Annotated in this window: 24 protein-coding genes, 2 tRNA genes and 1 pseudogene; 8 read left to right on the top strand and 19 right to left on the bottom strand. The window is 64.8% G+C overall.

All coding sequences use genetic code 11. The features are described from left to right. Positions 1–70: 70 nt before the first annotated feature. The gene (locus tag IVA87_RS00340; RefSeq protein ID WP_247299841.1) at positions 71–478 is read right to left on the bottom strand and encodes a DCC1-like thiol-disulfide oxidoreductase family protein; all 408 of its coding nucleotides are present in this window, start codon (positions 476–478) and stop codon (positions 71–73) included. After that, positions 478–1,389 (bottom strand): alpha/beta fold hydrolase, encoded by a 912-nt coding sequence (locus tag IVA87_RS00335; protein ID WP_247299838.1) that lies wholly within the window; start codon positions 1,387–1,389, stop codon positions 478–480. Before IVA87_RS00335 ends, IVA87_RS00340 begins: the two co-directional genes overlap by 1 nt. Before the next feature lie 366 nt (positions 1,390–1,755). On the opposite strand from IVA87_RS00335, the gene IVA87_RS00330 reads away from it, so the two are divergent. Both IVA87_RS00330 and ppa read left to right on the top strand, forming a co-directional pair. Further along, a complete protein-coding gene (locus IVA87_RS00330; RefSeq protein WP_008136728.1) occupies positions 1,756–2,265 on the top strand; it encodes a GNAT family N-acetyltransferase in 510 nt (169 codons plus the stop codon). A gap of 177 nt (positions 2,266–2,442) precedes the next feature. Then, positions 2,443–2,979: an inorganic diphosphatase gene (gene ppa, locus IVA87_RS00325; protein ID WP_247299836.1), complete on the top strand. Its 537-nt coding sequence runs from the start codon at positions 2,443–2,445 to the stop codon at positions 2,977–2,979. A gap of 100 nt (positions 2,980–3,079) precedes the next feature. Here the strand turns inward: ppa and folD are convergent, their stop codons facing one another. The 3 genes from folD to IVA87_RS00310 are packed head-to-tail and all read right to left on the bottom strand — an operon-like array spanning position 3,080 to position 4,613. Continuing rightward, positions 3,080–3,964 carry a bifunctional methylenetetrahydrofolate dehydrogenase/methenyltetrahydrofolate cyclohydrolase FolD gene (folD, locus tag IVA87_RS00320; RefSeq protein ID WP_247299834.1) on the bottom strand — a complete coding sequence of 295 codons (885 nt, stop codon included), beginning with the start codon at positions 3,962–3,964 and terminating at the stop codon, positions 3,080–3,082. Between the two features lies 1 nt (position 3,965). Further along, on the bottom strand, positions 3,966–4,307 hold the full coding sequence (locus IVA87_RS00315) for a DUF167 domain-containing protein (protein ID WP_247299831.1): 342 nt from the start codon (positions 4,305–4,307) through the stop codon (positions 3,966–3,968). 15 nt (positions 4,308–4,322) lie between these two features. Then, complete coding sequence (locus tag IVA87_RS00310) at positions 4,323–4,613, bottom strand: YggT family protein (RefSeq protein WP_008539240.1); 291 nt, start codon at positions 4,611–4,613, stop codon at positions 4,323–4,325. Positions 4,614–4,800: 187 nt separating this feature from the next. Here IVA87_RS00310 and IVA87_RS00305 point away from each other — a divergent pair. Continuing rightward, a tRNA-Ala gene (locus tag IVA87_RS00305) sits at positions 4,801–4,876 on the top strand. A gap of 604 nt (positions 4,877–5,480) precedes the next feature. Here the strand turns inward: IVA87_RS00305 and IVA87_RS00300 are convergent. The 7 genes and pseudogenes from IVA87_RS00300 to IVA87_RS00270 all read right to left on the bottom strand — a co-directional run bounded on the left by IVA87_RS00300 (position 5,481) and on the right by IVA87_RS00270 (position 13,250). Continuing rightward, positions 5,481–6,293 (bottom strand): enoyl-CoA hydratase, encoded by an 813-nt coding sequence (locus tag IVA87_RS00300; protein WP_247332305.1) that lies wholly within the window; start codon positions 6,291–6,293, stop codon positions 5,481–5,483. A gap of 94 nt (positions 6,294–6,387) precedes the next feature. Next, positions 6,388–7,188 carry a glutamine amidotransferase gene (locus IVA87_RS00295; RefSeq protein WP_247299827.1) on the bottom strand — a complete coding sequence of 267 codons (801 nt, stop codon included), beginning with the start codon at positions 7,186–7,188 and terminating at the stop codon, positions 6,388–6,390. Positions 7,189–7,315: 127 nt separating this feature from the next. After that, positions 7,316–8,095, bottom strand: coding sequence for an SDR family oxidoreductase (locus IVA87_RS00290; RefSeq protein WP_247299826.1), 780 nt, complete (start codon positions 8,093–8,095; stop codon positions 7,316–7,318). 202 nt (positions 8,096–8,297) lie between these two features. Continuing rightward, positions 8,298–8,804, bottom strand: a complete 507-nt coding sequence (locus tag IVA87_RS00285) for a TerB family tellurite resistance protein (protein ID WP_247299824.1) — start codon at positions 8,802–8,804, stop codon at positions 8,298–8,300. A 219-nt stretch (positions 8,805–9,023) separates the two neighbouring features. Continuing rightward, on the bottom strand, positions 9,024–10,433 hold the full coding sequence (locus tag IVA87_RS00280) for an adenylate/guanylate cyclase domain-containing protein (RefSeq protein ID WP_247299823.1): 1,410 nt from the start codon (positions 10,431–10,433) through the stop codon (positions 9,024–9,026). Positions 10,434–10,484: 51 nt separating this feature from the next. Beyond that, complete coding sequence (locus tag IVA87_RS00275; RefSeq protein ID WP_247332303.1) at positions 10,485–11,852, bottom strand: cytochrome P450; 1,368 nt, start codon at positions 11,850–11,852, stop codon at positions 10,485–10,487. 34 nt (positions 11,853–11,886) lie between these two features. Beyond that, positions 11,887–13,250 (bottom strand): annotated as a pseudogene (locus IVA87_RS00270) (hydrolase). 134 nt (positions 13,251–13,384) lie between these two features. Here IVA87_RS00270 and IVA87_RS00265 point away from each other — a divergent pair. Next, positions 13,385–15,073, top strand: coding sequence for an MFS transporter (locus IVA87_RS00265; protein WP_247332301.1), 1,689 nt, complete (start codon positions 13,385–13,387; stop codon positions 15,071–15,073). A gap of 55 nt (positions 15,074–15,128) precedes the next feature. Here the strand turns inward: IVA87_RS00265 and IVA87_RS00260 are convergent, their stop codons facing one another. Both IVA87_RS00260 and IVA87_RS00255 read right to left on the bottom strand, forming a co-directional pair. Further along, complete coding sequence (locus IVA87_RS00260) at positions 15,129–15,344, bottom strand: cysteine rich repeat-containing protein (RefSeq protein ID WP_247280007.1); 216 nt, start codon at positions 15,342–15,344, stop codon at positions 15,129–15,131. A 166-nt stretch (positions 15,345–15,510) separates the two neighbouring features. Further along, on the bottom strand, positions 15,511–15,804 hold the full coding sequence (locus IVA87_RS00255) for a hypothetical protein (RefSeq protein ID WP_247299814.1): 294 nt from the start codon (positions 15,802–15,804) through the stop codon (positions 15,511–15,513). A gap of 269 nt (positions 15,805–16,073) precedes the next feature. Here IVA87_RS00255 and IVA87_RS00250 point away from each other — a divergent pair, with 269 nt between their 5' ends. After that, positions 16,074–17,123: a polysaccharide deacetylase family protein gene (locus IVA87_RS00250; RefSeq protein ID WP_247299813.1), complete on the top strand. Its 1,050-nt coding sequence runs from the start codon at positions 16,074–16,076 to the stop codon at positions 17,121–17,123. A gap of 244 nt (positions 17,124–17,367) precedes the next feature. Here IVA87_RS00250 and IVA87_RS00245 read toward each other — a convergent pair. From IVA87_RS00245 to IVA87_RS00230, 4 genes are all read right to left on the bottom strand, one after another. Next, positions 17,368–17,443: transfer RNA gene (locus IVA87_RS00245), tRNA-Thr, on the bottom strand. A 97-nt stretch (positions 17,444–17,540) separates the two neighbouring features. After that, positions 17,541–19,316, bottom strand: coding sequence for a heme biosynthesis HemY N-terminal domain-containing protein (locus IVA87_RS00240; protein ID WP_247299810.1), 1,776 nt, complete (start codon positions 19,314–19,316; stop codon positions 17,541–17,543). Between the two features lie 36 nt (positions 19,317–19,352). Further along, entirely contained in the window at positions 19,353–20,594 is a 1,242-nt protein-coding gene (locus tag IVA87_RS00235; protein WP_247299809.1) for a hypothetical protein, read from the bottom strand. Positions 20,595–20,666: 72 nt separating this feature from the next. Next, a complete protein-coding gene (locus IVA87_RS00230; protein WP_247299808.1) occupies positions 20,667–21,413 on the bottom strand; it encodes a uroporphyrinogen-III synthase in 747 nt (248 codons plus the stop codon). Positions 21,414–21,564: 151 nt separating this feature from the next. Here IVA87_RS00230 and tsaD point away from each other — a divergent pair, with 151 nt between their 5' ends. The 3 genes from tsaD to IVA87_RS00215 are packed head-to-tail and all read left to right on the top strand — an operon-like array spanning position 21,565 to position 24,043. Then, positions 21,565–22,638, top strand: a complete 1,074-nt coding sequence (tsaD, locus tag IVA87_RS00225) for a tRNA (adenosine(37)-N6)-threonylcarbamoyltransferase complex transferase subunit TsaD (protein ID WP_247299805.1) — start codon at positions 21,565–21,567, stop codon at positions 22,636–22,638. 2 nt (positions 22,639–22,640) lie between these two features. Then, on the top strand, positions 22,641–23,621 hold the full coding sequence (locus IVA87_RS00220) for an NAD(P)H-dependent glycerol-3-phosphate dehydrogenase (protein ID WP_247299802.1): 981 nt from the start codon (positions 22,641–22,643) through the stop codon (positions 23,619–23,621). 2 nt (positions 23,622–23,623) lie between these two features. After that, complete coding sequence (locus IVA87_RS00215) at positions 23,624–24,043, top strand: EVE domain-containing protein (protein ID WP_247299799.1); 420 nt, start codon at positions 23,624–23,626, stop codon at positions 24,041–24,043. 30 nt (positions 24,044–24,073) lie between these two features. On the opposite strand, the gene IVA87_RS00210 is transcribed toward IVA87_RS00215, so the two are convergent. Next, positions 24,074–25,153, bottom strand: a complete 1,080-nt coding sequence (locus tag IVA87_RS00210) for an adenylate/guanylate cyclase domain-containing protein (protein ID WP_247299796.1) — start codon at positions 25,151–25,153, stop codon at positions 24,074–24,076. Positions 25,154–25,218: the final 65 nt, after the last annotated feature.

Raw genomic sequence — 25,218 nt, 5'->3', positions numbered from 1 at the left:
CAAATCCAGGGTCTTTCTCCGGAGAGATTCTGGATCGCTTCGTCGCTTCGCTCCTCGCAAGACGAGGATACTATTCGATCACCCGCGCCCATAAATCGGCATCGGGCACGAAACAGGGATCGTACTTGCCGAAGATGCGATAGCGATTGCGTGCGACGAGGCTGTACACGGGATCCCGCAGCGGCCTCGGCACGGCGAACAGCCGGCGCACCCATTCCCAGCCGGGGAGCTGAGACAGCACCATGAGCGCGGCATCGGACTTCATGAACACCTCGCCGCCGTGGATCACTGCATTGGTATCGGGATCGTGCGGATCGATCCCGAACGTGCGCGCGAGCCGCGCCCCATAATCCGACTGGACCGGCGTGAAGCGAAACCCCTTCGCCGTATCGCGGGCGGCCACGAAACGGACCCAGCGCGAGCAGAAGATGCACACGCCATCGAACAGGATCACATCGTCGTCGGGCCATTCAGGCATCAGCGATTGTCCCACGGCTTCTTGGCCGCCACCGGCCTGCCCTGGTTCAGCGCGCGCGCGAGCTCGCCGCTTGCGGCTTTGACGCCGGCCTCGGTTTCGATCATCCAATGACCCTCGCTGCCGACGGCCGGCAGGATGCGAAAGTCGAGCTTGTCGCCACCGCCGCCAAACGCCTCGGCCAATCTTTGAGAAAATGCCGGTGCGAAGTAACTGTCGTTGGCGGCAACGAGCCACGTGACGGGGATGCGCGCGGTCTTGCCGAATTCGGCGGCGGCCGCAAGGAGCGTATGCGGCGCGCAGATCCTGTTCGGCTCATCATTGGCATGGCCGCCGCGCCCCGGCGCGAATGCAACGATGGCGGAGATCGCCTTCGGCTCGGCGCTGGCGAGCGCCAGCGCGCCCCAACCGCCGGCGGAATGGCCGATGACCGTTGCAGCCTCCTTGCGGATGAATTCCTGTTTTCGCAAATAGTCCAGCGCGAGCGAGATTTCGTCGGCCGTTGCACGGGCCGATCGCGCGTAGTCCGCCTCGTCGCAGCCGCCCTGGTCTTCGACATAGTGGCCGCCGGTCGCGCCGTGACCGAGCCGTTCCGGCACCAGCACGGCAAACCCGTGCGCGACGAGATACGCCGTGAGCGCGCGATATTCCGGTCGCGGCATTTGCGCGCGACGCAAGCCATTCTGCGTCGAGGCGTGGGCAATGACCGCGAACCGGAACGGGCCGGCGCCGACGGGGCGAAACAGCAGCGCATGCGCGGCAATGCCGGTATCCGGCGACGGCACGCGCCACTGTTGCCGGCGAAACGGTTCGCCCTCCTCTCCGGAGGGGCCAAACGTGGTCTGAGCGCACAGAGGTGACGCAGTCAGCACGGCCAGCCAAGACAGAAACGCAGGGGTGATGAGGAGCCGCATGAATTGCCAGAGGAGGCGGACACCGACAGCGATGTCACACGAAAGCGCGATGAGATGAAGACGAATGGTCACCGCGCTTTAGACTATTGTTTGAGCATAATCTTTTCGGAAAACCGCTCCTCACTTTTCCGGATCATGCTCCAGTAGGAACGAATCACTCCGGCCAGACTTTTTGCGCAGCCATCGCATTCATTGGGTGCCGCAGCGAGTTTTGCACCGACGCACGGCAGGGCGATCCCGTTCTGAACGGCGGCTTGTCCTCTTTCGGTACAACATGGTTAAAAACTGATGCAGAAAGTCCACAGGTTAACCGATAATTAACGATAGGTCTTGCCGCCGGCGCGGCGACTTGGTTTGATCGCGTCCATGAGCACAACCCTGATCGAAGTCCGGCCGGCCAAAGCCGCAGATGCAACTGCGGTGGCGTCGACCCATGACGAAGCCTGGCGCTCGGCCTATCAGGGCATCATTCCCGGCGCCGAGCTGGAGAAGCTGATCAACCGCCGCGGTCCGCAATGGTGGGACAGTGCGATCCGCAAGGGCAGCCGCGTCAGCGTGCTGGTGTTCGGCGACAAGATCGCAGGCTACGCCAATTATGGCCGCAACCGCGCCCGCAGCCTGCATTTCGACGGCGAGATCTACGAGCTCTATCTGCGTCCTGAATTCCAGGGCCTCGGCTTCGGCCGCCGCCTGTTCGCCGCCGCCCGCCGCGACCTGATGCAGAGCGGCCTGAAAAGCATGGTGGTGTGGGCGCTGTCGGACAACGATCCGGCCACCGAGTTCTACCGTGCCCTGGGCGGCCGCATGGTGGCACGCTCCTCGGAGCGGTTCGGGCCGAAGTCGCTCGACAAGGTTGCCTTCGCCTGGACCAATTGAGCTGCTGAAACCTGAATCGGCAGCGTTTCCATCCGTCGATACCGTTGCCACTTGGGCCGGTGATCGCCGGATTCATTATTTCACAAAAACGCGATGGATCAGCGGGCGAAGCCCGCGTATGACAGCGCCAAAATCGCTGCCGGGCGCGATGTCACCTCGGCAACAACGGAGCCTTGAATGCGTATCGATGCGGTCTCGATCGGGAAAAACGTACCACATGACGTCAATGTCATCATCGAGGTCCCCGTGGGTGGCGAACCGATCAAATACGAGATGGACAAGGAGGCTGGCACGCTCGTGGTCGACCGCTTCCTCTACACGCCGATGCGTTACCCCGGGAATTACGGCTTCATCCCGCACACCTTGTCGGATGACGGCGATCCCTGTGACGTCCTGATCATCAACACCCGCGCCATCATTCCCGGCGCCGTCATGAGCGTGCGCCCGGTCGGCGTGCTGTTCATGGAAGATGAGGCCGGCGGCGACGAAAAGATTTTGGCGGTGCCGTCGTCGAAGCTGACGCAGCGGTACGATAAGGTGAAGAGCTACTCTGACCTGCCTGACATCACGCTCCAGCAGATCCAGCACTTCTTCGAGCACTACAAGGACCTTGAGAAGGGCAAGTGGGTGAAAATCCTGCGCTGGGGCGGCCCCGAGGACGCGCACAAGCTGATCCTCGAAGGCATTGAGCGCGAGAAGAAAAAGAAGGGCTAACGGTCATTCCGGGGCGCGCGAAGCGCGAACCCGGAATCCAGGAGTTTGTGTCCCGAGATTCCGGGTTCGATGCTGCGCATCGCCCGGAATGACGACAAACCTACACCGCCGGCTTCGGCAGCCTTGTGATCGCGCAGGCGGCACGGAGCGTATTCACCAGCAGACAGGCGACCGTCATCTGGCCGACGCCGCCCGGCACCGGCGTAATCGCGCCGGCAACCCCAAGCGCTTCCTGATAGGCAACGTCGCCGACGAGGCGGGTCTTGCCGTCTTGTTTGGGGATGCGATTGATGCCGACGTCGATCACGGTTGCGCCCGGCTTTAGCCAGTCGCCGCGCACCATCTCCGGCTTGCCGACAGCGGCGTAGACGAGGTCGGCGCGCTTCACGAGGCCAGGCAGGTCGCGCGAGCGCGAATGCGCGATCGTGACCGTGGCGTTCTCGTTCAGCAGCAACTGCACCAGCGGACGGCCGACCAGGTTGGAGCGGCCGATGACGATGGCGTTCATGCCTTCGAGCGAAGCGTGCACGCTTTTGGTCAGGATGATGCAGCCCAGCGGCGTGCAGGGCGACAGCGCCTCAAAACCGGCGGCGAGCCGGCCGGCATTGCTCGGATGCAGGCCATCGACATCCTTGGCGGGATCGATGGCATTGATCACGGCCTCGGTGTTCAGCCCCTTCGGCAGCGGCAGTTGCACCAGAATGCCGTGCACGGCCGGATCGCGGTTGAGCTTTGCGACGAGCGCCAGGAGATCTGCTTGCGCAACGTCGGCCGGCAGCTTGTGCTCGAACGAGGCCATGCCGGCGCCTTGCGTCTGAGTGTGCTTGGAGCGGACATAGACCTCACTGGCAGGGTCGTTGCCGACCAGCACCACCGCAAGGCCCGGCACCAGATTGTGCTCGCGCTTGACGCGGGCGACCTCCTCGGCGACGCGGCCGCGAAGTTCCGCGGCAATGACTTTTCCATCGATGATTTTCGCGGTCATGTCAGTTCCTATGGTCTATCGATTTGGCGAAAGCGAGCTGACGCAAGGCTTCGCCGAGCCGTGCCGAATCGCCTTCGATCGCGATCTGCTTCAGCCGCGAGGTCGCCCCGGATAAAAGCCTGACGTTGGCCTTGGGCACACCAAGCGATTTCGCCAGCAGGACCAAGACCGACTTGTTGGCCTCGCCACCATCGGCAATGGCGCGTACCCGCACCTTGAGCACGCTGCGGCCGTCGGAGAGCTGCTCGATCCCGTCGATGTCGTCGCGGCCGCCGCGCGGCGTCACCCGCAGCGCGATGCTGATTCCTGTGGCGGAGGGACGCCAGGGTTCTTTGACAACCAAGGCGCTCCAGCTTGCCTAGATCACGTTCGGGTAGATGTAATACAGGATCACCCGCTCGATGAACATGATCAGCAGGATCAGGATGATCGGCGAGATGTCGAGGCCGCCGAGACTGGGCAGGAAATTGCGAATAGGTGCCAGCAGGGGCTCGGTGATCCGGTACAGGAACTCCGCCACCGCCGAGACGAACTGGTTGCGGGTGTTCACCACGTTGAAGGCGATCAGCCAGGACAGGATCGCGGACGCGATCAGCAGCCAGACGTAAAGATCGAGCACGATGATGACGATGTCGAGAACGGCACGCATGGTTTTTGAAAACTCTGGCTCCGGTCGGGATTGACGCCGCTGGCTTGATATCGGTTCCCCCCGACCCAAACAAGGGAAGTCGGCGCCCGGATGGCTAAAACCGGGTTATACCCGTCCTTGACTTGACCTTGGCGGGGACTTAAATGGCGCCCGGTTGTCGGCCGCATTCACCAGAGCGGCCAGCAAAGGGGCCATAGCTCAGCTGGGAGAGCGCGTCGTTCGCAATGACGAGGTCGGCGGTTCGATCCCGCCTGGCTCCACCACGCTTCGCCCTTCGGGCTACGCGTGGCGCAGCCACGAGGAGTCCGAAGAGCGAAGCGTGGTGTCCGGCGAAGCCCGAAGGGCGAAGACGGACCGTATCCGCAAATCGAAACAGCACTTAGCCAAGGCCCTTCGGGCTACGCGTGGCGCAGCCACGAGGAGTCCGAAGAGCGAAGCGTGGTGTCCGGCGAAGCCCGAAGGGCGAAGACGGACCGTATCCGCAAATCGAAACAGCAATTAGCCAAGGCCCTTCAGGCTACGCGTGGCGCAGCCACGAGGAGTCCGAAGAGCGAAGCGTGGTGTCCGGCGAAGCCCAAAGGGCGAAGACGGACCGGAAGCGTGGTGTCCGGCGAAGCCCAAAGGGCGAAGACGGACCGTATCCGCATCGAAACAGCAATTAGCCAAGGCCTCCGGGCTCCGCGTGGCGCAGCCACGAGGAGTCCGAAGAGCGAAACGTGGTGTCCGGCGAAGCCCAAAGGGCGAAGACGGACCGTATCCGCAAATCGAAACAGCAATTAGCCAAGGCCCTTCGGGCTACGCGTGGCGCGAAGCGTGGTGTCCGGCGAAGCCCAAAGGGCGAAGACGGACTGTTCGAAGCTCCTGCCCCTATTTCCCCATAAACCGCGGTGGCCGCTTCTCCATGAAGCTTGCGACTCCTTCCCGGAAATCGCTGCCGTTCAGCGCCACCATCATCTCTCGGTTGGCTTCGATCGTCGCCTCGGCCAGCGTCTGGAACGGCACCTCGTAAAGCTGCCGCTTGATCACCGCCATCGCGCTCGGTGAGACCAAATCGGCGAGGTCGCGGGCATAGGCATAGGTCTCCTCGCGGAGTTTTTCCGGCGAGCAGAGCCGGTTCACCAGCCCGATCCGCAGCGCTTCCGCGCTCGGCACGCGCCGGGCCGAAAGCAACAGGTCCAGCGCATTGGCATGACCGACGATGCGCGGCAGCATCCAGGATATGCCGTGCTCGGCGATCAGACCGCGCCGCGCGAAGGCGGTCGTGAACACCGTGTTGTCGGCGGCAAAGCGCAGATCGCAATAGAGCGCGTGGACGAGGCCGATGCCCGCGGTCGCGCCGTTGAGCATGGCAATGATCGGCTTCTTGATCGATGGGTAATAGCCGTAGCGCGTCTGCCAATCCGGCCGGCGGTTCATGTCAAAGGGCGGCAGGTTCGAGGCGCGTCTGACGTCATCGGGATCGAGCCCCTTCAGCGCATCCATGTCGGCGCCGGCGCAGAAGGCGCGGCCCGCACCGGTGAGCACGATGACGCGGACATTGTCGTCGATGCTCGACCCTTCCATCGCGTGACGCACGTCGCGCTCCATGATCGGCGTCCAAGCGTTCATACGATCCGGGCGATTGAGCGTGATGGTTGCGATCTTATCGCTCACTTCATAGAGAATGTGCTCGTAGGCCATGGCGCTCTCCCTTTGCCGGCGCGTTCGTGCGCGCACGTTGACAGAGAGCCTAGCATATTCAGGGGAGAGGCAAGGGCTTCGCGCGAAGGCGCGATCACTCGGCGGCTTGCGCCAGCGCCGGCCGGCGCGCCAGCCAGCCATCGATGAAGTGATCGAGCCAGGCGCGTTCCGCGGCATCGTAGACGGCACGATCTGCAAAATGATGATGCCGCTGCCGCGCACCCGGCGCGCTGAAGCCATCATAGCCGCGCGTGGTCCAGCGACACATCATCGCGTAGGTCACGTCTGGATGAAACTGCACACCGAAGGCATTGCCCGTACGGAACGCCTGCACCGGAAAATCATCGCCCTCGGCAAGCAGCTCGGCGCCGACCGGAAGATCAAATCCTTCGCGATGCCAGTGGTAGACTTGCTCCGGCCAGTGCGGGCAGAGCGCATGTCCCGCGGCAGTGGGCCTGATCGGGTAGTATCCGATCTGGGCCAGCGCCTCCGCATGAGGCGCGACCCGGGCCCCGAGCTGCATCGCCAGCATCTGTGCACCTAAGCAGACGCCGAGGAACGGCCGCTGCTCGCGGAGCGGAATTTCGATCCAGTCGATCTCACGGCGGATGTAGTCGTCGGGATCGTTGACGCTCATGGGGCCGCCGAAGATCACGACGCCGGCATGCTGATCGAGCGTCTCGGGCAGGGCATCGCCGAAGCGCGGTCGCCGGATGTCGAGACGATGACCGAGCGCGCGCAGGGCGTTGCCTATTCGGCCGGGGCTCGAGGATTCCTGATGCAGGACGATCAGAACCGGGAGCCGGGCTTCGGAGGCGAAGGCGGCCGCGCCAGGCGTCCTCTTTCGGAGGGGCACCAATTCTGCGCGACGAAACCTGTCCGTCCGGAACGACATGGCCTCTGCGAGTGCTATCGGTTCAGACCGCCAGCATAGCTAAGCGATGGTTAACATCGTGTGAGTTCGCGCACACACCGGGATCAAAGCAAGCTCCGGGCCACTACGGGGCGCCTCAGGCTTTCTCTTAGTATCTGCGCCTCTGGAATCGGCTGGTCGCGGCCAGGATGAAGCCGCGCGGGAAGAAACGCAGCGCCAACGGCACAATCTTGATGCCCAGACCAGGCAGCACTGCCCGTTTGTTGGCCATCAGACCGCGATACGCATCGCGGGCCACCTCGGCGGCAGAGACGTTGAGAACCGCCGTATCATGTTGGGATCCGACACCGGCGCGAGCCTGGAATTCGGTTGGCACCGGGCCCGGGCAAAGCACGGTGACGCGGACGCCGCGCGGTGCAAGCTCCGCCCGCAGCGCTTCGGTGAAGGAGATGACATAGGCCTTTGAGGCGTAGTAGACGGCCATGCCGGGGCCAGGCAGAAAGCCGGCGACAGATCCGACATTGAGAAGACCGCCCCTGTTCTTGATGAGCTGATCGGCAAAGCGCAGCGACAGATCCGTCAGGGCCCGGACATTGACATCGACGACGCCGAGCTGCTCAACGCGATCGCGCTCGATCGCATCACCGAACACGCCGAAGCCGGCATTGTTGACGAGATGATCGAGCTCGACACCTTCAGCGGCAAGCGCTGCCGCGATCTTGTCGCCGGCATCCGCTTCCTCGAGATCGCAGGCGATCACGATCGGTTTCTTGCCGCCCTTGGCGGCCAGCTCAGCGGCGAGCGCTTCCAACCGGTCTGCCCGGCGCGCGGTCAATGCGAGGCGATGCCCGTTGGCGGCAAACACGCGCGCCAGCTCCATGCCGATACCCGCCGAGGCACCGGTAATCAGCGTCACCCGCTCAGTCACGATCGAAGTCTCTTGAATTCAAGTTTTTGGCCCCGCAATGGTGGAACGAGAGCATAGGCCACGCGCGACATGCAAGCTGCGCCGCCAGCATGGCCGCTTGAGCAGAACGACAGGCCGCGCTGAAAAACCTTTGATTTGCAGGCGAATTCGGCGCAGGCGGCGAATAAATTAAAGTTTCGTCATGTCTCCGCGCAGGCCGCGATCAGTCGAGGCCAGAGCCGTCAGCCGCGACCGCGGTGTCCTTGACCTGACCACCGGCTCGGTCCGCGACCGCGTGCTTCAAGTCGATCCGGTCGCGCTGCGAAATCCCGAGCAGATCGGAGGCGCGCCAGACGACGTTGTCCTCGAACTCGCTGACCTGGCCGTCTGCATAGACCAGCTCCCACATCATCCGCACGATGCGCTTGCGACCCTCTTCGTCGAGCGAGCGCATGATGACGCTGGTGAAATGATAGAGATCGACCGCCTCGCCCTCGACCTGGGTGGCGTCGGCGATCAGCCGGTCCGCAGTGCCGCGATCCAGCCCAAAGTGGCTTTCGATCAGGCTATGTAGTTTACGTTGCTCGGCTGCGCTCGGCTGACCGTCCAGCGAGACCACGTGAATCAGCAGCGCCGTGGCTGCCAGCCGATAGTCGCTATCGCCAAATGCGCGAGTCTGGTCGTGGGGAGCAACAATGTCGGCGATGAATTGGCGCAGGCCGTCGAGCATAAAGTCCTACCGAGATCGATGAAGCCGCGAGGGGCGGATGTTACCAGCATTATATGAGGCGCAAATTCAACCGGCGCAATGTGCGTCAGTTCCGCGCGCTGCATTACGTTTCGGCAATCTGCCGGTTGGCGTTATGCCCGGTCCGATCGGCGCTGGAGGATGTAGCGCGCATCCGCCGCCACGCCCTCATTGCGACGGAGCGCATGTCGGACGCATCCCTCACGGTATCTCGTACACCACCATCTTGTCGGCAATGCCGCGCAGAGCCGCCTGCTTCTGGATCGGCTTGATCTCGCGCTGCTGAAGGATTTCGGCAACCGCCGGCACGTCGAGCACTGGACCGGTGATGTGGATCTCCTGCGCGGTCGACAGGCTTTGCACGCGCGCGGCGATGTTGACGGTCTGGCCGAAATAATCCTGGCGCTCGTTGAGCATCACCGCGAGGCAAGGCCCCTCATGAATACCGATCTTGAGAATGAGATCGTTGGCGCCGCGCTCCTTGTTCAATTCATCCATGGCGGCGCGCATGCGCAGCCCCGCGGTAATTGCGTGCTCAGGTCTGACGAAGGTCGCCATGACAGCGTCGCCGATTGTCTTCACCACCGCCCCCTTCTCGGCGGCAATGATCTCCAGCAGCGCACGAAAATGCGCGCGCACGAGGTCAAAAGCACTGAGATCACCGACTCGCTCGTATAGCGCCGTCGACCCCTTCAGGTCAGTGAACAGGAAGGTCAGCGACGTGATCTTCAATCGCTGGTCGACATTGAGGTTGTCGGCCTTGAAGACGTCGCGGAACGTCTGATTGGACAGCATCCGCTTGGCCGTCAGAATGGGCTTGCGCTTGCCGATCATCTCATGCAGCGCATCGGCGGCAATCCACACCGAGGGCAACACGCGATTGCCTGATTGATTCTCGAGCGTGAGGCGCAACGGTCCAGGGCGCATCACAGTGGTCCCCGTAGGCGCCTCTAATTTGTTGAACATGATCGAAAGCTGCTGACGTTCGCTCGTCGGCTCACCCTGAACATCCAGGAAATGGGCGGAATGCGTCACCGGCTCGAAGACGATGACGAACTGGCTAGGAAGCTTCAGCGAGAGGATCGCCTTTTCGCCGGCAGGCAATTCGAGCGCTTCCAGCGTCACTTCGTTGATCAGGCGCGAGAACGATTCATCGTTGATGTCGACCCCAGAGCTCCAGAACATCTGCCGCACATATTCCCAGATCGGCAATGTGTCGGGATCGTGGGCACCGATTCGGCGGACGCGCGGACTGACGGTAAAAGCCACCTCGACCATCTCATCGACTGACGCCTCGTACCCAGCTGCACAGAGCGCACAGTTGTAGTCTTCATGCTTCAGGGATTTCAACGTCGTATGCGCACCCAGAACTCCTCCGCAGCCGGGACACAGCACGTTCCAGCTCATGTCGAACAGGCCGAGCCGCGATGCGTGCAGGAATCCAGAAATGACCTTCTCCTGATCGAGCCCGGCACGATCGGCAAAATCCAGCACGTTGATGCGGTTGAGGTCTCGATCCTGACCATTGGCGATCAGTTGCGCAATCGCGTCGACCACCTTGGCGTCGGCGGTCTGCTTCAGAACGGAAAACTGGGCCTGGATGTCGCTCATGGCGGGGGCTCTGTCTAAGGTGGATCACGCCATCGGCCAGACGAGCGTCCGTTACCGACGCGTGATGCGGAACATGGGTGAGTGGTCTGGCTGCGTCGTGACGACGCCATGCGGAATCACGGGAACGGTATCGGCAAGCTCGACGCGGAACGCGCCGATCAGCCGGGCCAGCGCCAGCACCGATTCGGCTTGCGCAAACGGCGCGCCGATGCAGACGCGGGGGCCCGCGCCGAACGGCAGATATGCGAAGCGATCAGGCGGCTCTTTCGCCATGAAGCGCTTTGGAATGAACGCGTTCGGCTGATCCCACAATTTCTCGTGCCGGTGCAAAAGCCACGGCGCGATCATGATGATGTCGCCCTTGCCGATCTCGATGCCGGCCGCGTTGTCCTTCTCGCGCGCGGCACGCGCGACCAGGAAGGCGGGCGGATAGAGCCGCATGGTCTCCTCGATCACGGCACGGGTGAATTTCTGCCGCTCGATGTCGGCCATGCTGTCGAGATGTTCGCCGCGGGTCTCGGAGGCGACCTCCTCCTGCGTGCCAGGGTCGAGCGACAGCAGATAGAGCGCCCAGAACAGCGCCGTCGCCGTTGTCTCGTGACCCGCCAGGATCATGGTTGCGACCTCGTCGACGAGCTGTCCGTCGGAAAAGCCCTTGCCCGTTTCAGGATCGCGGGCCTCGTCCATGAGGTCGAACAGGTCACGCGGCGGCGCGCCGTCCTTCTTGCCCGCCGCGCGCCGTTCGGCGACCAGCATGGCAACGAATTCGGTCCAGCGCTTGCGAAAGCGCGCTCGTGCAAGATCCATCGGGCTCGGCCAGGACACCGGCAGCACCATGTCGAGGAAATAGGGCCGTCCCAGCCGCGCGGCATATTCCATGATGAAATTGCGCAAGCTCGTGCCATGGCGGTCCATACCGAACGAGAACATCGTGCGTCCGGCGATCTCGAGCGTCATGCGCTGCATGACCTCGCGCAGATCGACCGGCTCGCCGGTTCGCGCGTCGAGCTTCGCAATCGCTTCGTCGAGCACCGCGGTCATGTGCGGGACGAGATTTGCGGTAGCGCGCGGCGTGAAGGCCGGGGCTAGCGTGCGGCGCTGAAACGTCCAGGAATGACCTTCCGCAATCAGGAGGCCGTCACCGAGCACCGGGCGCAGCATGCGGATGCCCGCCGGCGTGCGCGTATAGTTCTCGTAATTGCTGAGCAGGACGTGCCGGATCGCGTCCGGCTGGTTCAGGATGAAACTGTTGCGGAAAAAAAAGCGGCCCGGGATGACGTCTTCCTCATAGGCGCGCTGCCCCCAGGACGCGATCATGTTCTGGCGGATCACCGCGAGCTTGCCAAAGAACGACATATCGTCCGGCGCACGCGGCGGGGTCGGAGGGATGATGGGCCGACGCACGCTGGCGATGTTCATGGCTCTCTCCCGCGGAAGTGACGCAAGCAAACAGCTAATAAGTCAGCTCGGCAATCGCAATCCTGTTCTCAGAGGCGGGCCAGGCGCGTGCCACAATCCGTTCTTCGCCAAACTGGGCCACGATGTTACGCCCGACCTCGCTCGCCGGAAGCCGCAGGGTTGCTGCCGCATCCGTGGGCACGCCCGATTTGACGTCGGCCGGCTCCTTGCCGTCGAGCAGCACCACGTCGCGTGGCAGACCGAAATAGCCGCGCGGCCGAGACATGATCACGACAGCTCCTGCGTCCTTGTCAGCCGGCCCGAGCGGGCGCGCGGGCCGCAGGTGCACGACGTCCGACGAGCGCGGGAATGGCGAGCGGTAGATGTGCGTCGTCGGCGCGTCGGGCGATGCCAGGACGAATTCGAGCGACCAGGTGGGATCGACCTGGACCGGTCCCCAGCGGCCATCGTTGAGCTGTGCAGCGCACCGCCCTTGCGCTCTCCGGTCTCGGGATCGACGCGGAAGACCTCGACGGTTGCGCCGGCCACCGGACGGTTGGTCGGCACGCCGCCCGGCGTGCCCGTGACCAAACCGCTCAACTTCACGCTTGGCTCCGGCACAATCGCGATGCGCATCGGCTCGCGGCCGGCGACGAACTTGTAGATCTCGCGAAATGCGCGCGGATGAAACGCAACCTCGCGATGATCGAGCGCACCGAGCACGAGGTTGGTGGCGCCCTTCAGCTCCGGCCCCTCCGCGGTAACACCGGTCGGGACGCCGGGGTTTCCGATGAAACGGCCGTCGGCTTGGGCATATTTGTCCAGGCCGTCACTGCGCAAGGTGAGAAAAGCTGTGCCCGCCGTCACCTCGCTCTCGCCCTCGTTCAAGCCGCGCAGGAATGCGCCGCGGCCATTGAACTCGTTGTTGGGCTGGTCGTCGGTCGCGAACACGCCGTGATTGGGCGTGCCACACAACACGGCGTGGCTGACATCGCCGGCACCGCCATTTTTGATGACGTTACGGATCGCATAGCCACCGCGGGAGCTGCCGACCAGCGCCACGCGCGGCGCGCCGGTACGGCGCTTCAGGTCAGCGATGGCGGCGGTGAGCTCGCGGCGCTGGTCTTCGGTCGAGAACCGGTTCGCCTGCTCGACCTTGTCGTCGCTGCGCGCCAGCGGATCGGTGAAATTGATCGCCGCCATGCGATCGCGTGCGACGCCGTTCGATTCCATCCGCCACAAAGTCGTCATCCAGAGCGCGTCGTAGTCGCCGTTGCCGTGGACCAACAGGATCGGCGGCAGCTCAGTGCTTGGCGTGGCGGCCGGTGCGGTTTGGGCCATCGCGCCCGCCCGCAAGCTCGCAACTGCGAAAGGCAAGCTGCTGACCCCTTGCAGGATCGTCCGTCGCGACAGCTTCATCTGTTCCTCCCCGGCAAACGCCTCTTTGCACCGCTTATACCGGCCTAACCACTGGACAGCGAAGGACTTTCGCGGGCATCACTGAATTTGCCGGAATCGCCAGGACCATTTCTGCCAGACCGTTTGGAAGGGATATGACCGAGCAGAGCAACCGCCAGAAAATTGTCGCCGAACGCATCACCGCGCCGCTGCGGTACACCGTATTCCGGCGCATCTGGCTTGCCAGCCTGCTCTCCAATCTCGGCCTCCTGATCCAAGGCGTTGGTGCCGCCTGGGCGATGACGCAGATGGCGGCCTCGGCCAATAAGGTGGCGCTGGTGCAAACCGCGCTCATGTTGCCGATCATGCTGATCTCGATGCCGGCGGGCGCCATCGCAGACATGTATGATCGACGCATCGTCACTCTGGTCTCGCTGTCGATCGCGCTGGTCGGCGCGAGCGCGCTCACTGTGCTGGCCGGCCTTAATCTGATCACGCCAGAATTGCTGCTCGCCTTTTGCTTCGTCGTCGGCAGCGGCAATGCGCTGTTCGGCCCCGCCTGGCAGTCCTCGGTGAGCGAACAGGTGCCGCCCGACGCACTGCCCTCGGCCGTCGCGCTCAACGGCATCAGCTACAACATTGCGCGCAGCTTCGGTCCCGCAGTTGGCGGCGTGATCGTCGCTGCGCTCGGCGCGGTGGCGGCGTTCGCCTGCAACGCGATTCTCTATCTGCCGCTGCTGGTGGTGCTGCTGCTCTGGCGCCGCAACACCGAACCCTCGCGCCTGCCGCGAGAGAAGCTCAACCGCGCGATGGTATCGGGCTTCCGGTACATCACCAATTCACCGCCGATCAAGATCGTGCTGTTGCGCACGCTGGTGATGGGCCTGATCGGCGGGGCCGTGATGGCGCTGATGCCGCTGGTCGCGCGCGACCTCTTGCATGGCGGCGCGCAGACCTACGGCATCATGCTCGGCGCCTTCGGCATGGGGGCCGTGATCGGCGCGCTCAACATCCATGAATTGCGCAAGCGCATGAGCGGCGAAGCCGCGATCCGCGCCTGCACCATCTCGATGGCGTTTGCGATGGCCGCGCTCGGCTTGAGCACGGAGCCGGTGCTGACGGCAACCGCGCTGGTGCTGGCCGGCGCGGTCTGGATGGCCGCGATCGCGCTGTTCAATATCGGCGTGCAGCTCTCGGCGCCGCGCTGGGTCGCGGGCCGCTCGCTCGCGGCGTTCCAGGCCTCGATCTCGGGTGGTATCGCGATCGGCGCCTGGGGCTGGGGCCATCTCACCGACTATGCCGGGGTCGAGGTCGCACTCCTGGTCGCGGCCGGCCTGATGCTGATCTCGCCGCTGCTCGGCGTCTGGCTAGCGATGCCGCGCGTCGGCGCGCGCAATGAGGATGCCGAGGTGCTGGCCGATCCTGAGGTGAAGCTGTCGCTGACCGGCCGCAGCGGGCCCCTGGTGGTTGAGATCGAATACCGCGTAAGCCAAGAGAATGCCCGCGCCTTCCACAATGTGATGCAGGACGTACAGCTCTCCCGGCAGCGCAACGGCGCCTATGGCTGGTCGATCGCACGCGACATCGCCGATCCGGAATTGTGGACCGAGCGCTATCATTGTCCGACTTGGCTCGACTACTTACGCCAGCGCAACCGTTCGACTCAGTCCGAACGCGCGCTGCATCAGGAAGCCATGGCCTTCCACATCGGCCCCGAGCCGGTGCGGATCCGGCGCATGCTGGAGCGTCCGTTCGGCTCGGTGCGCTGGAAGGAGGACACGCCGGACCGCGCCAATAGCGAAGTGCTGCCGGTGGTCGCGACCGCGGCGGGGAGCAGCACGTAAGCCTCACGTTCGTCATTCCGCAGCGCGCCGTCAGGCGCGAGGCCGGAATGACAGCTTACTGCCCGTGATCCGTCAGCACCTTGTCGCAGCCTTTGCTCAGCCGGGTGCGGTTCTGCTTCAGGCAGGCGAGCACGGCGCCATCGCCATTGTTCATCACGGCGCGGCAGAAGCGACTGACATCACGCGCGCAGGCATCGTGGCCGGGCTGCTGCTGCGCGGACGCGGCCGATGCGCACAGGAGCAAAGAAATAACGAAAAGAAATCTAGCCATCGCGTAATGCCTCTTACCCGGAAGAAATGTGCGGGCGAAGCTAGTGCGATGGTCCTAAGGCCGCAACGGCTTTGTTGAGTGGCTGCAACGTGCCGCCGCATGGCCCCGGCTTGACGCCGGGGCACATCGCGAGGGGAGCTATCCGACGCAACGATCGCCGTGTTGCTTACTGCTTGTCCTGCGTGTCAGCGACCTTGCGCGACGCGCCCTTGGCGAGGTCCTTGTCCATCACCGCGCGGCAGCCGGCGCTTAAGTCAGAACGATGCTTGATCATGCACGCCGTGATCTTCGGGATATTGGGAATGTCCGCGGAGCAGAGTCGGAAGGCATCGCCAGTGCACATCTGCTGCGCTTCGGCCGAGAAGGCGAAGCCCGAGGTCGTCGAGACGGTCGACACGATGGCGGCAAAGCACAGGGCCAGGTTGGTGTCGCGGATCCTGCTGGAAAACGACTTGGTCATTTGAAGCTCCCATTGGCACCGTCGGAACGGCGCCGGTTGTTGATGGGAACTACGATGCTCCGGCCAAACCGTTTCCACCGTGATGATGGTCACGGGAGGCACAGCCTCTGTGACCTCAGTCACTTTGGCGCACTTCCACTTTGGCGCACCTCGCTGAAATTCCTGCGCGACCGGCGTCGCGTTGGTGTCACGTTAACTGTTCCTTCGCATTAATGGCTCGTCGCGCGGGAAATTCCGCCGGTTTGGTTGCGTAATTGGAAAGAATAGCGATGCGTAATGCGTTGGGCCTGATGCTGGCCAGTGTAGTTGCGGCGGTCGTGATCGCCGCCGGCGGTTGGTTTTATTATTCCGCGCGCGCCGATCAGGGCGCCCCCAAGACAGTTGCAGCCCGTGCCGCCGATCCATTGCCGGCACCGGCGAAGCTCGCCGCCAAGGATGACGTCGAGACCACCGCGGCGATCGCGGCCAAGCCGGCGGCAGCTGCCCCATCGCCCGCCCCGGCCATGCCGGTGCAGCAGAAACAAGCCTGCGCCAATCCGAATGCGCTGGGTGTTGCCCGCGTGGTCGAGATCGACACCACAGGCGGTCCCGGCTTCGGCTTCGAGCACTTCAAGCAGTTCGACTTTCTGACCGAGAAGGAGGTCGTGCTGACCTTCGACGACGGTCCGTGGCCGGTCAATACGCCCGCGGTACTCAAGGCGCTCGCGGATGAATGCACCAAGGGCCTGTTTTTCTCGGTCGGCAAGCACGCAACCTATCATCCGGAGATCCTGCGCCAGGTGCTGGCCCAGGGCCACACGGTCGGCACGCACACCTGGTCGCATGTCAACCTCAACAGCAAGAAGATGACGGAGCAGCAGGTCAAGGACGAGGTCGAGAAGGGCTTCAGCGCAGTGAGATTCGCGCTCGGCACCAATCCGGCGCCGTTCTTCCGCTTCCCGCAGCTTCAGCACAATCCGGCGATGGTGACCTATTTCGGCACCCGCAATGTCGCGATGTTCTCGACCGACATCGACTCCTTCGACTTCAGGAAGGGCGCCACGCCGGAGAAGATCGTCGAGACCGTGATGACCAGGCTGGACAAGCTCGGCAAGGGCATCATCCTGATGCACGACTTCCAGAAGCACACCGGCGAAGCCATGCCGGGGCTGCTCGCGCGGCTCAAGGCCGGCGGCTACAAGATCGTGCAGATGAAGGCCAAGACGAGCCTCCAGACGCTGCCGGAATATGACGAGGCGTTGCTGAAGGACCTGAAGGTGCCGACCTCAGGCACGAACTCCCGCCCGATATCGAGTGTGGTGCAGACGGTCTCGCAGTAGGCGATCACCCGCTCAGATAGCTTCAACTTGCGCTGTGGCCGGGCTCGTCCCGGCCATCCACGTTCTTGGGCTCTCGTCAACAGCTCGGGACATGGCGGCGAGAGCGCGGGCCGAGCAACAATGGGGTGTGCCATCAATGCGTGAAGAACCCTGCAACCCTCGACAACCCGTTCGGCACGAGGTTGTCACCCATGTCTCAGGTACGACCTGTTACCTATGTGTCCGGGCTAGACAAAAGGGGCGCTGGTGCCGCAAGAGGGATTCGAACCCCCGACCCCGTCATTACGAATGACGTGCTCTACCGACTGAGCTATTGCGGCGAACCCAGCCGGAGCCAGGACGATGCCGGCCCCGATACGCGCGCCCCTGATATCGGGCATGGCCCGAATTGGCAAGGACAAGCGTTCGAAATGGGCCTCATGCGCCCCAGCGAGACCAGAATCCGCGCCACCCGCCGGCCTGGGCCTTTGGCGTGCCGATTTGTTCCGTAAATTCGTCGCTCGGACCCTCGTCGTCGACCCCGGGATCATCCGGCGCGCGCACGATCGGGATCACGGCGGGGATGGGGGCCGGTCCGGGTTTGCCAATATCGGCACGGCTCCGGAAGACCGGCGTTGCCGCCGGCGGCGATGATTCGGCAGGCGCGGGAGCCGGATCAAGCGGCTCGGAAGGCGCGATCGTTGGCTCTTCCTTGGCAGCCTCCTTGGGGGCTTCCTCGGGAGCTTTCTCGGAACCTTCCTTGGCCTGAGGAGGGGAATTGTCCTGGGCGGCGAGGGCGGGGGCCGTCTCCAGCGGTTCCACCGGCGCCTCGCTGGCCACGGTCACTCGCTTCGGCGGGGGCGCCGCCAGCATGGCCTCCTCGAAGGCCGAGGATTCGATCGTGGTGCCCTTGTCGGAAGGCAGGCTCGCGACCGGCGTCTGCCATTGGAAGGCGTCGAGACGGCCGGTGACCGGAGAGACCGGGCGCCAGCGGTCGCTGACATAGCCGTCCGCAGTCCAGGCTGGATCGAGGCGGGCCCGCACCGCACGCAAGGTCCACGCGCGCGCACGGCCGCCATCGCCATGCTCGGTACGCTCGATCTCGGCCATCAGCAGCGCGACGCGCTGGGTCGGATCGTTGAGATACGGTGCGAGCACCTCGCGCGCGCGGGCGAACTCGGCGGCATCGATCGCAGCGCGCGCGATCGCGAGCTGGCCCTCGACATGGCCGGGCTTGTCGGCAGGCGTCTTGGCCGCGAGCGTCTCGACCCGCTGCAAGCGCTGCCGGGCGGAATCGCCGAGCTTCACATGGGCATAGGCTTCCGCAAGATCGGGATGCGGATTGGCGAGCCAGGCGGCCTCGATCAGCTTCATGGCGCGGCGCACCTGATGCGCCTCGCTCTCGAACCTTGCGGCGAGCACCGCGGCCGGCACCAGGGTCGGCGCGAGCTTGATCGCCTCCATCACGCTCTCGCGCGCGACGTCGCGATCCATGGTTTCCAATTCCAGCGCGCGGGCGGTGAGCAGGACGCCGCGCTGCCGGCGATAGGTACCCTTGTCGATCAGACCCGCGGACAGATTCGAATCGAGGATCGCGAGCGCGCCGCCCCAGTCGCCGCGCGCGCAGCGGAAGCCAAGCACGGCATGGGAGGCCCAGGTCGAGGACGGCGACAGCTTGATGGCTTCCTCCGCGATCGTCACGGCGCCGAGCGCATCGTCGGCGCGCTGCGCCTCGATGAACAGGCCCCGCAGGCCGAGCAGCCGCGTGTCCTCACGCTCGGTCATGGCGCGGAAGACGCGCTGCGCTTCGTCGCGATTGCCTTCGAGCTGCGCCGACTGCGCGTGCAAGAGCAGCGCGAGCGGATCGTCCGGCGCATGCCGTCGCGCCGCTGCCGCATGTCGACGGGCAAGCGCGGTGTCGCCATGACCGATCGCGAGCAGGCCGTGAGTGATAGCGTGGCGACCGCGGGCATGGCGCTTCTCATGACGACGGCGGCGCAGACGCCCCGGCATGCGCCACATCATGGTCAAGACGCTCCAGACCAGCACGATCGCGGCTGCGAAGATGCCGAGCCCGAGCACGAACCCGGGAAAGGTCGTCGTGGCACGGAGACCGCCCCAGGTCAGGACCAGATCGCCGGGCTGATCGGCAACCCAGGCTCCGCCGGCCGCCGCCAATGCGATCAGAATGAGAAAGAGGACGATGCGAAGCATGGCGATCCCTATACGCGCCGATCGTTGCGCGAATCTTTATTGAGCAGGCTTGGCTGGATCAGATTTGGCGAGATCCGCCATGGCATCGTCGGCGAATTTGCGGGAGGCGGCGAGCGCGGCGTCGCGAGCATCGGCCTTGTCGAGCCAGGCTTGCGCGGCAGTGCGATCAGTCTCCGGAAGCGACTTCAGCTCGCGACGCGCCTCCGCCACATCGTTGCGCAGCGCCGCCGAGGTGATGCGCGCCACGATCGCACCGCGGTCATTGCCGATGCCGTCGGTGCGTTCGATGCGGACGAGCTTCGACGCGCCCGCCTGGAGACGCTCGACGATACCGGTACCGCCGGTCTGGGTTTCCGCCGGCGGCGACAGCTTCGGCACGATATTGAGAAGCTCGCGGCTCAGCGCGACCGGCGTCGGGATGCCGGACGATGCAAAGGCGTCGAGCGGCTTCAGCATATCCGGCTTTGCCGCCAGCGATCGCGCCGCTGCCAATTGCTGTTGATAGGGATCGCCATGGCGAACGGCGACGTCGAGCAGGGCCGCCGCCACCACATGGCGCAGCGGCTTGTCGTCCATCGTCCTGGCGTCGGCGATCTTCTCGCCTTGCTGCGCGAGCTCGGCCCGTTCGGTCCTGCTGGCGCGCTCGAGCTGCGCGATGCGGTCGTTGAGCGTGGCAAAATCGGGCGCGGCAGCACCTGGAGCGGATTTCACGTCGTTCAGTGCGCTCGCAGTCTTGTCGGATTGTGCGCGCAGATTGGCGATATCGCTGCGCAGACTGCTGACGGACTTCTCCAGCGCGTCGATCCGCGCCGTCATCGCCGGATCGGCGACGGGCTTGCCGGCCTTGGCTTCGACTGCGCTCACACGCCCGCTGAGCGCATCAACCGTCGCGCTCGTGACTTGCGGTGCGGCAGGCGGCGCCTGCACCGCGGGCCAGCCCAGCATCCAACCGACCGCAATCACGATTGCCGCTGCGACAGCGCCGGAGAGCGGGGCAACGACCCAGGGCGAAATCGGCTGCGATACGGGCGCGGATGCCACAGCGGCCGGCGCCTCGTCACGTTCCGGCTCAGCGTCAGCAAGTTCGGACTTTGCCGGCTCGGATTGTGCCGGCTCGGGCTCGGCGTGCTCCGGCGTCGGCTGAGCCTCGGGCTCGCCCGCCGCCTGCTGCGGCTGGGTCGAGACTTCGCTCGCCTCGAGGTCGATGGTGGGCGGGGCACGCTTGGCACGACGGCTGTCGGGGGCCAATCCTGCGTCTTCAGGCTTGTCGTCGACCATCGTGACGGTTCCTCACATCCATACCTTGCACAGATCCTTCGGATCCGATTGCGTCGGATTCGGCTCGACCTCTTACGCCAAACGGGTGCGCAAAGCACGCTCCAAGGTGTCGAATAAGGCATTTTCGTCCGGCGTCGCCGCCACCAGAACCTGCGACGCGCCGGCCTCTCGCAGCACGCCGGCAACCGTCTCGGACAGGCAGCATTGCGGTATAGCCAGCGCCGAGATTTCGACACCTTCGTCCCGCGCCGCCTCCAGGAACGCCCGCGCGCTGCGCCGGGAGTAGTGCAGCACCGCCTCGATCCCGTGGGTGGCAAAGCCCTCGCAAACTTCTCGCGGCAGCAACTTGACCGGAGCCATGCGATAAGTGGTCTGCGTGACCACATTGAATCCTTCGGCGCTGAGCTCGGCGCCGAGATCACGCGACAGATCCGCACCCGCCAGATAAAGCAGCGTGCTCCTTTTCTTCAGCACCTTGTCGCGTGCACTCTGCACCACCTTGTCGCGCAAGGCCGCGGCGTCGCCACCGGCAACGATCACCTCGGCAAAGCCGGCGTCGCGTGCCGCAATAGCCGTGTGCTCGCCGACCGCAAACAGCGGCAAGTGCAACAGACCAAGGCCCGGCAATTGCGGCGCGACGCCGCGGATCGCATTGGCCGATGTAACGATGATGCCGTTATAGCTCGTCTCACTCTCGTCATGAAAGGCGACCGGCTCGAACTTGAGCACCGGCGCAAGCAGCACCACATGCCCTCGCGCGCGCAAACTCGCCGCCGTCGCCTCATTGTCGGGATGTGGTCGTGTGACGAGAATGGACATCGCTTGGTGTTCCCGAGCCATTTGACGGTGGCCATTTGCGAGGGCGGCCGCGCGTGACGATTGCGCAAGCCGTGCCCGGAATGCTACCGGACGTACCAGAACTCTGCTTTACGGATGAGCGCAAGGGCGCAAGTTGGATAACAATTCGCCAATGCTGGTATTGGGCATCGAAACCACGTGCGACGAAACCGCCGCAGCCGTGGTCGAGCGCGCGCATGACGGTAGCGGCAAGATCCTGTCCAACATCGTACGGTCGCAGGTCGAGGAGCACGCCCGCTTCGGCGGCGTGGTACCGGAGATCGCCGCCCGCGCCCATGTCGATCTGCTCGATGACATCATCGGCCGCGCCATGAGTGAGGCCGGCGTCGGCTTCGCCCAGCTGGGAGGGGTCGCGGCGGCCGCGGGTCCGGGGCTGATCGGCGGCGTCATCGTTGGGCTCACCACCGCCAAGGCGATCGCGATGGTGCACGACACCCCGCTCATCGCCGTGAACCACCTGGAGGCGCACGCGCTGACGCCACGTCTCACCGACGGGATCGAATTTCCCTATTGCCTATTTCTCGCCTCGGGCGGACATACCCAGATCGTTGCGGTCACCGGCGTCGGCAAGTATGTGCGGCTCGGCACCACAGTCGACGACGCCATTGGCGAGGCCTTTGACAAGGTCGCGAAGATGCTGGGCCTGCCTTATCCCGGCGGTCCGCAGGTCGAGCGCGCGGCGGCAAGCGGCGATGCGATCCGCTTCGCCTTTCCACGCCCGATGCAAGGGCGCCCCGACGCCAATTTCTCGCTATCCGGTTTGAAGACGGCCGTCCGCAACGAAGCAAGTCGCATCGCCGAGCTCACACTGCAGGACATCAGCGACCTCTGCGCGAGTTTTCAAGCCGCCGTGCTGGAGTCGACGGCCGACCGGTTGAGCGTCGGTCTAAGACATTTCCGCGAGCGGTTCGGCGCGCCGCGCGCGCTCGTGGCCGCCGGCGGCGTGGCCGCCAATCAGGCGATCCGCGGGGCCCTGCACGACGTCGCGCAGCAGGCCGGGACCCAGCTGATCATGCCGCCGCCCGAGCTCTGCACCGACAATGGCGCGATGATCGCCTGGGCCGGCGCCGAACGCCTCGCGCTCGGCATGACCGATACGATGGACGCGCAGCCCCGCGCACGCTGGCTGCTCGATGCCAACGCGACGGCACCGGCGGGCTACGGCAACACGCGAGCGGGATTCTAGTGATGACCGCGTTCGATTCCGTCGCCGTGGTCGGGGCAGGTGCCTGGGGCACGGCTCTCGCAATTGTGGCGGCGCGGGCAGGACGGAACGTGATGCTGTGGGCGCGCAATGCCGAACATGCGACGCGGATTGCCTCGACGCGCGACAATCCGCGGCTGCCCGGCGTGCGGATCGCTGCGGAAATCGTCGTGACGAGCGATCTGGCGCTCGCCGCGCGCGCCGACATGCTGCTGATCGCAACGCCCGCGCAGCACCTGCGCGGCGCGGTCAACCTGCTGGCTTCGCACATTGCAAGGCCGGTACCCGTCGTCGCCTGCGCCAAGGGCATCGAGCACGGCACCCACAAATTCATGACCGATGTGATCACCGAAGCTGCACCGGGCGCGCAGCCGGCGATCCTGTCAGGCCCGAGCTTCGCCGACGATGTCGCGCGCGGCCTGCCGACCGCGGTAACGCTGGCGGCGAAGGAAGAAGCGCTGGCTACCAGGCTCGTGCAGGCGCTGGGCTCGCCGACATTCCGGCCCTATCATTCCACCGACATCCGCGGCGTCGAGATCGGCGGCGCGGCCAAGAACGTGCTGGCGATCGCGGTCGGCATTGCGGTCGGACGCGAGCTTGGCGCCTCGGCCCAGGCCGCGCTCACGACCCGCGGCTTTGCCGAACTGACACGCCTCGGTCGCGCGCTTGGTGCGCGCAGCGAGACCCTCACGGGCCTGTCCGGCCTCGGTGATCTCATTCTGACCTGTTCGAGCCCGCAATCACGGAATTTCGCGCTTGGCCTCGCACTGGGCCGCGGTGAGAACCCGCCCGCAGGCAAGCTTGCCGAGGGCGAGTCCACCGCGCCGGTGCTGATCGAGCTTGCGGCTTCGCAAAACATCGAGATGCCGGTATCGGAAGCGGTCGCTTCGATCCTGAGCGGCCGGAGCACAATCGACGCCGCGATCTCGGGGCTGTTGACGCGCCCCTTCAAGGCAGAGGAATGAACATGGCTTATTGGCTGGTGAAATCCGAACCGTCGGTGTGGTCCTGGGACCAGCAGGTGGCGAAGGGCGCCAAGGGCGAGGCCTGGACCGGCGTGCGCAACTTCACCGCGCGCCAGAACCTCGTCGCCATGAAGAGGGGCGACAAGGCGTTCTTCTATCATTCCAACGAGGGCAAGGAGATCGTCGGCATCGCGGAGGTCATCAAGGAAGCCTATCCGGATCCGACCGACAAGACCGGCAAGTTCGTCTGCGTCGACATCAAGGCCGACAAGCCCCTGAAGACACCGGTGACGATGGCGGCGATCAAGGCCGAGAGGAAGCTCGCCGACATGGCGCTTGTGAAATATTCGCGCCTGTCGGTGCAGCCGGTGACGGCGGAGGAGTGGAAGCTCGTCTGCAAGATGGGTGGGATGTCGTCCTAGGTACGTAGCCCGAATAAGCGAAACTCGACCCTACGTCTCCGGCAGCGCAAACACCTCGCACGGCGCGGCGATCCCACGCAGCGAATGCGATCCGAGCGCGATCAGAGGCATGTCCGTCTCTGCAGCGAGCGCGCCCGACACCAGCACGGTCCGCCCCAACGGCTTGCATAACCCTTCGAGCCGGCTGACGAGATTGACGGCGGGGCCGATCGCCGTGAAATCGAGCCGGTTGGCAGCGCCGATATTGCCCCAGAGCATCTCGCCGAGATGGAGGGCGGCACCGAACGCGAGCGGCGGCGAGCCGTTGCCGCGGCGCTCCTCGTTGAGATAGGCCATCCCGGCTTCGGCCGCGCTCGCGGCGCGCAGAGCGGCCTCGCAGGCACGCCGCGGTGACGCTTCGACCACCGGAAAGATCGCCAGCACGCCGTCGCCGATGAATTTCAGCACCTCGCCGCCGAAGGCGTGAACGGCGCCGGCGATGCGGTCGAACCAGGCATCGAGCGCTGCGATGACATCGCCCGGCGGACTTGTCTCCGACAAACCGGTGAAGTTGCGCAAGTCGGCATAGAGCAACGCGGCCTGAATGGTGTCGCCAAGATCGCGCCGCAGCGGCGCCGCCAGCACCCGCTCCGCACTGCGCTTGCCGAGATAGGCGTCGAGCGTCGCCCGCAACGTGGCACGCGCGGCGAGCACGGCGAGCGGCGTCGCGGCAAAACGTGCAGCCTGACGCAATCGTTCGATCTCGTCCGAGGTGAACGGACGCGGCCCGATCCACCCGAGCAAAGGCCCATCGGCCCGTCCGACGATGTCTTCCTGCACCTCACCGCCCGCGATATCGCGCAGCCAGCGGCGGCCGGCATCGTTCGGCGGGTCCGGTGCCAGGCCGCCCGGCGCAAAGCCGAGCGCTTCGATCACCCGGCCGGTATCGGCGCGCCACAACCAGGTCCGCTTCGCGATCAGCGGGTGAGGCACTTCCAGGGTCAGCGCGCCCGCTGCAAGCGGCACGCCATCAGCGACCAAATGTGCGCCGAGTTCCGCAAGCAGGCGGTCCGCCCCAACACTATCTGCGGCGGCATCGACAAGCCAGGCGAGGGTCGGGGAGAGGTGCATGGCTCAATCATGACGAAAGCGCGCCGTCTTTGTCACGGGCAATCCTTGACGGGCCGCTCCGGCCC

Source organism: Bradyrhizobium sp. 147 (genome assembly GCF_023073935.1).
Classification (GTDB): Bacteria; Pseudomonadota; Alphaproteobacteria; order Rhizobiales; family Xanthobacteraceae; genus Bradyrhizobium.
Note: the sequence above shows the minus strand (reverse complement) of the source record. Positions and strands in the feature narration are given on the sequence as shown.